Below are 7380 nucleotides of genomic sequence, written 5' to 3' on the forward strand. Positions count from 1 at the left end.
GCAGAAATGTCCCAATCGTCTATTGCAGCTGCCTCCTCGAACGCCGCCCGCCGTGGTAGCGCCACGTCGCGGCGAGTCTTGATCGGCCTCGGCTGGCTGATCTTCGCGCTGTTTTTGTTATTGCCGCTGTTCATTGTGGTGTCCCAGGGCTTGAAGCTGGGCTTGGGGGCGTTCTTCACGGCGATCTTCGAGCCAGACGCCTTGTCGGCGTTGAAACTCACCATGATCGCCGTGCTGATTTCGGTGCCGCTGAACCTGGTGTTCGGTGTCAGCGCGGCGTGGTGCGTGAGCAAATACTCGTTCCGCGGCAAGAGCATGCTGGTAACCCTGATCGACCTGCCGTTCTCGGTGTCGCCGGTGATCGCAGGTCTGGTCTACGTGTTGATGTTCGGCGCTCAGGGTCTGTTCGGCCCATGGTTGCAGGATCACGACATCCAGATCGTCTTCGCCTTGCCGGGCATCGTGCTGGCGACGATTTTCGTCACCGTGCCGTTCGTGGCCCGTGAGCTGATCCCGCTGATGCAGGAACAAGGCACCCAGGAAGAAGAGGCCGCGCGCCTGCTCGGCGCTAATGGCTGGCAGATGTTCTGGCACGTCACCGTGCCCAATATCAAATGGGGTCTGATCTATGGCGTGGTGCTGTGTACGGCCCGGGCCATGGGTGAGTTCGGTGCGGTGTCGGTGGTTTCCGGGCACATTCGCGGGGTGACCAACACCCTGCCGCTGCACGTCGAGATCCTCTACAACGAATACAACCACGTGGCCGCGTTCGCCGTGGCGAGCCTGTTGCTGATCCTGGCGCTCTTCATCCTGCTGCTCAAGCAGTGGAGCGAAAACCGTATTAACCGCCTGCGCGCCAGCGCCGCGGAGGAATAAGTCATGTCGATCGAAGTGCGTAACGTTAGCAAGAACTTCCACGCGTTCAAGGCGCTGGACAACATCAGCCTGGACATTCAAAGCGGCGAGCTGGTGGCGCTGCTGGGGCCGTCCGGCTGCGGCAAGACCACGTTGCTGCGAATCATCGCCGGCCTGGAAACCCCGGATCAGGGCAACATTGTGTTCCATGGCGAAGACGTCTCCGGCCACGACGTGCGGGATCGCAATGTCGGTTTCGTGTTCCAGCACTACGCCTTGTTCCGGCATATGACGGTGTTCGACAACGTTGCTTTCGGCCTGCGCATGAAGCCGAAAAACCAGCGCCCGAATGAAAGCCAGATCGCGGTGAAAGTCCACGAACTGCTGAACATGGTGCAACTGGATTGGTTGGCCGATCGCTACCCGGAACAACTCTCCGGTGGCCAGCGTCAGCGCATCGCGCTGGCCCGTGCCTTGGCGGTGGAGCCGAAAGTTTTGCTGCTCGACGAACCCTTCGGCGCGCTCGACGCCAAGGTCCGTAAAGAGCTGCGTCGCTGGCTCGCGCGGCTGCACGAAGACATCAACCTGACCTCGGTGTTCGTGACCCACGACCAGGAAGAGGCGATGGAAGTCGCCGACCGGATCGTGGTGATGAACAAGGGTGTGATCGAGCAGATCGGCTCACCGGGCGACGTCTACGAAAACCCGGCCAGCGATTTCGTTTATCACTTCCTTGGCGATTCGAACCGTCTGCATTTGGGTGAAGACCGGCACGTGCTGTTCCGTCCACACGAAGTGTCGTTGTCGCGGCATGAACTGGAAGACCATCACGTGGCTGAAGTGCGGGATATTCGTCCATTGGGCGCCACCACCCGGGTGACGCTGAAGGTCGAAGGCCAGAGCGAGCTGATCGAGGCTGAAGTGGTGAAGGATCACGACAGCCTGGTTGGCTTGGCGAAGGGTGAGACGTTGTTCTTCAAGCCCAAGGTCTGGCAGAAAGTCGCCAACCTTTAAAATCAAAAGCTTCGCGAGCAAGCCCGCTCCCACAGTGGATCTACGTTGAACACACATCTGTGGTCAACCCAAAACCCTGTGGGAGCGGCGGTGCGGCGATCCGACTTGCTCGCGAAAGCGATCTACGCCGCAGCATCTTTCTGACGCAAACGCACACCGCCCACCCGCGCCTCGATCTGCTCTTTCAGCTCATGCCGCAACCCGAGCAAAAACGTCAACTCAACCACCACAAACAACGGCCCGACAATCAACCCCGTCACGTCATCGACAAACGCCGGTTTGCGTCCCTCGTAATGATGGCCGACAAACTGAATCGCCCACCCCCCCACAAACATCCCGATGCCGCTGGTCAGCCAGACCAGCGTACTGTGCTGCGCAAGAACCTGGCCCGCCCAAATGCACAGACCGAGCAACACGGTCATCAACACCCCCAGCCGCAATTCCAGACGCAGGTAAAACCACGCCGATGCCATCGCGACCAGCATCGCCGGCGAAATCCAGCCTCCACCCCATTGCGGCCGCGACAGCAACACCGCGACCGCTACCACGATCAGCGGAATGCCAATGAAGTGAGTGGCGATATTGCGCGGATCACGGTGGTAGGCGGCGTATTGACTGAGGTGGTCAACGAGGCTTTTCATTGTTATTCCTCCTGTAGGGTGATTGATCATGCCCCGGGTTCATCTCTCGCTCTGTCAGCCAGGCGACAATCTCCAGGAGTTTTCATGGGCATGCAGGTTTGGCGTTCGCGCCTGGATACGGGGCAGTGGTTCAGTCATTTACCTGTTCTCTTACAGAATAGTCTGCTGGCTGCGGCCCGAGTGCGGCGCCTGACGTCGGGGCAACTGCTATTTAAACGCGGTGATCCGCCGTGTGGGCTGTATGCAGTGCTCGAAGGTACGGTGCGCATTGGCGCGGTGAGCGAGCAGGGCAAGGAAGCACTGCTGAGCCTGGTGGAAGCGCCGCACTGGTTCGGCGAAATCTGCCTGTTTGATGGCCAGCCGCGAACCCACGATGCCTACGCCGTTGGCCAGTGCATCCTGTTGCACATCCCGCAGGCGACGCTGCGCAAGTTGCTCGATCAACAACCGGAGTACTGGCGGCAGCTGGCGTTGCTGATGAGCCACAAACTGCGCCTGACCTTCATCAACCTCGAACAGCTCAGCCTGATGCCAGCCCCGGCGCGCCTGGCCCATCGCTTGCTGATGATCGCCGAGGGTTACGGCGAAATCGATCCGCCGCGCCGTGTTCTGCAACTGCCTCAGGAGCAACTGGCGTCGATGTTGTCGCTGTCGCGCCAGACCACCAATCAGCTCCTCAAGGATTTGCAGGGGCAAGGAATTTTGAATCTCAAGTATGGCGAGATCGAGATTCTGGATGCCGAGCGGTTGCGAGCATTGGCGGTGATTTGAAAAAAGATCGCTACGGTGTTGGTGGGCTTTATCCGCGAACGCGCCTAGCCTGTGACGACGACAATCGAGGTGTGCCATGCGTGTGTTGCTAGTGGAAGATGAACCCGAGACCGCGAGTCTCCTGGCCAAAGGCCTGAGTGAAGCGAGTTACGCGGTAGATGTGGCGCTCAATGGCATGGACGGCCGGCGCTTTATCGAATCCGGCGAATACGAACTGATCATCCTCGACGTGATGCTGCCGGGGCTCAATGGCTGGCAATTGCTGCAGCAGATCCGCAAGCTCGGCGACACGCCGGTGCTGCTCCTCACCACCAAGGACGGCATCGAAGATCGCCTGCGCGGGCTGGAATTGCATGAGGATGATTACCTGCTCAAGCCGTTTGCCGTCAGTGAACTGGTGAAGCGGGTGCGTAAGGTGTTGCGGCGGGATCGGGGGCGCTGAAAGTTTGCGGCGTATGGACTACCGCCTTCGCGAGCAAGCCCGCTCCCACAGTGGACCTGTGTGAATCAAAATGTTGTGAACAACCGAAAACCCTGTGGGAGCGGGCTTGCTCGCGAAGAGGCCGGAACATACAAAACACTTTCCAGATCTGTCACCGCAACCCATCCCGAAATTGCCCCGGCGTCATTCCGGTCCAGCGTTTGAACGCACGACTGAAGCTGCTGGTGTCAGCGAACCCCAGCAGATAACTGATTTCACCCAACGAGCACAGCGGGTCGCGCAGATGCAGCAGCGCCAGGTTTTCCCGGCTTTCATTGAGCAGCGTATCGAACCGACAACCCTCGTCCGCCAAGTGCCGTTGCAGGTTGCGCAGACTCAAGTGCAGTGCATGGGCGATGCATTCGGCCGACGGTTCGCCTTCCGGCAATTGCTCTTCAATGGCATCGCGAACCTTGCGCTCCCAGGTCAGGGGTTTGAGTTGCGCCAGGGTACGTTTGAGCACGGTTTCGTTGTGCTCGGCCAGTTCCGGATTGGTATCGTCCAGGTGGCTGTCGAAGTCCTGCAGAGCGAATTCCAGCCGGTCTTCGTCGGCGGCGAAATACACCGGTGAGCGGAACACTTTGTGCCATTGATACGAGTCCGCCGGTTCCGGACGACGCAGGTAAACCGCCAGCGGCGCGTAGTCACGGCCCAGGCGATTACGGCAGGTGCGCACGTAAATCGCCGCAAAGGCGTCGATGGCTTCGAAGGCCGGCGCGGGGTTGCCTTGGGGGATTTTCAGGCGGAAGCGGTAGCGGTCGTCGGCGCGGGTCAGCTCCAGATCCAGCGCATCGCTGACCACTTGGTGATAACGCACGATGCGCTCGAATACCTCCCGCAGACTGCCGCTGGCCACCAACGCATAACCCAGCGCATGAAAGGTGGTGGGGCTGACGAAACGCGACACCCGCAAGCCAATCGCCGGATCGCCGCTGACCTGCACCGCGATTTGCCACAGGCGTGTGGTGGCGGACAACGGGTAACGGGCGTTCGGGTCGTCCATCAACTGCGGGTCGAGCCCCGCCTGTTGGCACAGGGCGGTGCTGTCGAGCCCCAGCGCATCGAGCTGCTTGCGCAGGGCGCGGGTCCAGCTGGCGAGTGAGGTCGGTTCAGTCATGTTGGCGCGTCCGGTCAACAGGTTGGCGTTCACGGCTACCGCTCTGTAAATCATCACAGGGCAGGATGCGAACATCAATAACCTGAGGATGGAAGCATGGACGGTACTTCTGCAAGTCCCCAGCGACTGAATGCAGCCCAGCGATCAGCACATATTCGCGAGGTGGTATTGGCCAAGGGCATCGAACTGCGTCAGCGCTGCCCGATTCTCAACCATCAGGACGCCTTGGGCGCGGGCATTCTTGCCTTCGCGTTGGCCGGGAGGTGCCCGGAAACTCAAACGGTGGTCATCAATTTGACCCAAAGGAACGTTACGTTGTGACGCAAGCAGCGGTGGCTTGAGTTGCATCGCAATGATTGGTATATGCGATTCTGACCTAATAAAGTAATTAAATATTCCTTTATTGGATAACCGTTTCAGCCAATCATCACATCCCAGCGATGTGGTTCGCGCTAACAGATTTTGAGTTTCCGGGGCCGTCTCCTTGGCAGGGTGCGGCCCCTTTTTTATTCCGGACACGACCTTTGTAGGAGCTGGCTTGCCAGCGAAAGCGGTAGGTCAGGTTACATTTCTATCGGCTGGAAGGAGGTCTTCGCTGGCAAGCCAGCTCCTACAGGTCGTGGATTTTTATATTCTTTAAAGTATTAATAAATAGCTTCTTATTCCTTAGCGAATATAACTCTCCTCCCTATACTCGATCAGAAACAGACACGCAGCAGGAGAGCTCCCCCCATGCGCAACGAATCCATTCGCTATCTGATTGTGCCGGGCTGGCAAGGATCGCCAGAAGATCATTGGCAAACCCATTGGCAGAACAGCCTGCCGAACAGTGCGCGGGTGGAGCAGGCCGATTGGCTGACGCCTCGTCGTGAGGACTGGGTCGCGGCACTGGCCGAGGCGATTGCCGCCGACAGCACGCCAGTGATTCTGATCGCCCACAGTCTGGGCTGCATCACCGTCGCCCATTGGGCGGCCACGGCACCGCTGCCATTTTTGCGTCAGGTGCGCGGCGCGTTGCTGGTCGCGCCCGCGGACGTCGAGCGCCCGGCTTGCGCGCCAGCCCTGCGCAACTTCGCTCCGATCCCGACTCATTTGTTGCCGTTCCCGAGCCAGGTCGTCAGCTCCGACAACGACAGCGCGGTGAGCGCGCCACGAGCCCTTGAATTGGCGCGTCAGTGGGGCGCCGAGGCGGGGATTTTATCGGGTGCCGGGCACATCAATGTGAAGTCCGGTCACCAGCGCTGGGAGCAGGGTTTTGCGTACCTCTATCGTCTGCAAAACCGCATCGAACAGCACGCCTTGCGCCGCGCTTGAACCTTTTCTTTTTTTCTTTTTTTTTAGAATCGGCCCCCGCCTCCCCGGCGGTTTTGGGCGGGAGTCTGCCATGAGCTTGCATGAAACCTTCGGTCAGCCACTGCTGACCTTTCCCGACGCGGAAAAAAGCCCGCTGAGTATTCGCGCCAAGGCTTTGGTGTTTGTCGATCCGCGTTCACGGCAGTTGCGCCAGGAGCTGGAACTACTGGCGTCACGTTCGATCTCGGTGTTGATTCGCGGTGAAACCGGCAGCGGTAAAGAACTGTTGGCGCGACACATTCATCGCGCCAGTGACCGTGGTGGATTATTCGTGTCAGTCAATTGCGGGGCGATCAGCCCGACTTACGCCGATGCTGAACTGTTCGGCTATGCCGCCGGCAGTTACACCGGTTCGGCGAGCAGTCGCGCCGGCTGGTTTGGTTCGGCCAATGGCGGCACGCTCTATCTGGACGAGATCGGCGACTTGCCGTTGCCAATCCAGATCAAGTTGCTCGCCGCCCTGGAAAACCACGAAGTCACCCGCGTCGGCGCTCATCAACCGAGCCCGGTGGACGTGCGCCTGGTGGCCGCCACCAGCATCGATCTGGCTCAGGCCGTGGCTGCCGGAAAATTCCATGAGCGGCTTTATCACTACCTCCGCGAAGGCCAGCTCGAACTGCCGGCCTTGCGCGAACGGGTGGGCGATATTTTGTCGCTGGCCGAATACTTCCTCGGCATCTACAGCCAACGCCTCGATCTGCCGGTGCCGTTGATCAGCGAAGCCGCGCAGCATCTGCTGGAGCAACACAGTTGGCCGGGCAATACCCGGGAGCTGGAGAACGTCATTCACTTTGCGCTGTTAGTGAGTACCGGCGACGAGATTTTGCCGGAGCATTTGAATCTGCCGGAGGCGGCTGTTTCGCTGCTACAGATTAAGCAGCAACTCAAACAAATTCTCGGCAACGGTTCCGCCGCCGAGAAAGATACCTTGAAAAAACTGCTCAAAGACGTCGGGCTTCTGTAGGAGCGAAGCTGATCTGGCCTAATAATTCCGGACACCTCTTAAGGGCGATATGATTTCGCCAATTTGGAGGTTCCATGAAAGAAAGAAGAGTCTTTTCCCGCGAGTTCAAACATCGTGCAGCCAGCATGGTGATTGATGACGGTTGTTCGGTACAGGAGGTCTGCGCGTCGCTGGACATCAGTGC

The 7380-nt window shown here is 59.2% G+C and carries 9 protein-coding genes and 1 pseudogene; 8 read left to right on the forward strand and 2 right to left on the reverse strand.

Annotated features, from left to right (window positions below; all coding sequences use genetic code 11):
* Positions 1-6 precede the first annotated feature (6 nt).
* Both cysW and MEB48_RS23325 read left to right on the forward strand, forming a co-directional pair.
* Entirely contained in the window at positions 7-876 is an 870-nt protein-coding gene (gene cysW, locus MEB48_RS23320) for a sulfate ABC transporter permease subunit CysW (RefSeq protein WP_237886217.1), read from the forward strand.
* A gap of 3 nt (positions 877-879) precedes the next feature.
* Entirely contained in the window at positions 880-1869 is a 990-nt protein-coding gene (locus tag MEB48_RS23325) for a sulfate/molybdate ABC transporter ATP-binding protein (RefSeq protein WP_237886218.1), read from the forward strand.
* 122 nt (positions 1870-1991) lie between these two features.
* On the opposite strand, the gene MEB48_RS23330 is transcribed toward MEB48_RS23325, so the two are convergent.
* Positions 1992-2510: an Mpo1 family 2-hydroxy fatty acid dioxygenase gene (locus MEB48_RS23330; protein ID WP_237886219.1), complete on the reverse strand. Its 519-nt coding sequence runs from the start codon at positions 2508-2510 to the stop codon at positions 1992-1994.
* Positions 2511-2594: 84 nt separating this feature from the next.
* Here MEB48_RS23330 and MEB48_RS23335 point away from each other — a divergent pair, with 84 nt between their 5' ends.
* Complete coding sequence (locus MEB48_RS23335; RefSeq protein ID WP_237886220.1) at positions 2595-3281, forward strand: Crp/Fnr family transcriptional regulator; 687 nt, start codon at positions 2595-2597, stop codon at positions 3279-3281.
* 76 nt (positions 3282-3357) lie between these two features.
* Positions 3358-3723 carry a response regulator gene (locus MEB48_RS23340; protein ID WP_237886221.1) on the forward strand — a complete coding sequence of 122 codons (366 nt, stop codon included), beginning with the start codon at positions 3358-3360 and terminating at the stop codon, positions 3721-3723.
* 151 nt (positions 3724-3874) lie between these two features.
* Here MEB48_RS23340 and MEB48_RS23345 read toward each other — a convergent pair whose 3' ends face one another.
* Positions 3875-4879, reverse strand: coding sequence for an AraC family transcriptional regulator (locus tag MEB48_RS23345; RefSeq protein WP_237886226.1), 1005 nt, complete (start codon positions 4877-4879; stop codon positions 3875-3877).
* Between the two features lie 96 nt (positions 4880-4975).
* On the opposite strand from MEB48_RS23345, the pseudogene MEB48_RS23350 reads away from it, so the two are divergent.
* The 4 genes and pseudogenes from MEB48_RS23350 to MEB48_RS29165 all read left to right on the forward strand — a co-directional run.
* Positions 4976-5140 (forward strand): annotated as a pseudogene (locus MEB48_RS23350) (fatty acid desaturase); the annotation flags it as partial.
* 471 nt (positions 5141-5611) lie between these two features.
* The gene (locus MEB48_RS23355) at positions 5612-6193 is read left to right on the forward strand and encodes an alpha/beta hydrolase (RefSeq protein WP_237886222.1); all 582 of its coding nucleotides are present in this window, start codon (positions 5612-5614) and stop codon (positions 6191-6193) included.
* A 70-nt stretch (positions 6194-6263) separates the two neighbouring features.
* Complete coding sequence (locus MEB48_RS23360) at positions 6264-7196, forward strand: sigma 54-interacting transcriptional regulator (protein WP_237886223.1); 933 nt, start codon at positions 6264-6266, stop codon at positions 7194-7196.
* Positions 7197-7270: 74 nt separating this feature from the next.
* Positions 7271-7380, forward strand: a 110-nt coding sequence (locus MEB48_RS29165) for a transposase (protein ID WP_269137466.1), incomplete at its 3' end; no start/stop codon positions are given.

Origin of the sequence: Pseudomonas sp. PGPR40, from assembly GCF_022014505.1 — a bacterium.
Classification (GTDB): Bacteria; Pseudomonadota; Gammaproteobacteria; order Pseudomonadales; family Pseudomonadaceae; genus Aquipseudomonas.

What these genes read in the sequence shown, in the direction of transcription:
- cysW (WP_237886217.1), top strand. Translation starts at nt 7, where the DNA reads ATGTCCCAATCGTCTATTGCAGCTGCCTCCTCGAACGCCGCCCGCCGT.
- MEB48_RS23325 (WP_237886218.1), top strand. Translation starts at nt 880, where the DNA reads ATGTCGATCGAAGTGCGTAACGTTAGCAAGAACTTCCACGCGTTCAAG.
- MEB48_RS23330 (WP_237886219.1), bottom strand. Translation starts at nt 2,510, where the DNA reads ATGAAAAGCCTCGTTGACCACCTCAGTCAATACGCCGCCTACCACCGT.
- MEB48_RS23335 (WP_237886220.1), top strand. Translation starts at nt 2,595, where the DNA reads ATGGGCATGCAGGTTTGGCGTTCGCGCCTGGATACGGGGCAGTGGTTC.
- MEB48_RS23340 (WP_237886221.1), top strand. Translation starts at nt 3,358, where the DNA reads ATGCGTGTGTTGCTAGTGGAAGATGAACCCGAGACCGCGAGTCTCCTG.
- MEB48_RS23345 (WP_237886226.1), bottom strand. Translation starts at nt 4,879, where the DNA reads ATGACTGAACCGACCTCACTCGCCAGCTGGACCCGCGCCCTGCGCAAG.
- MEB48_RS23355 (WP_237886222.1), top strand. Translation starts at nt 5,612, where the DNA reads ATGCGCAACGAATCCATTCGCTATCTGATTGTGCCGGGCTGGCAAGGA.
- MEB48_RS23360 (WP_237886223.1), top strand. Translation starts at nt 6,264, where the DNA reads ATGAGCTTGCATGAAACCTTCGGTCAGCCACTGCTGACCTTTCCCGAC.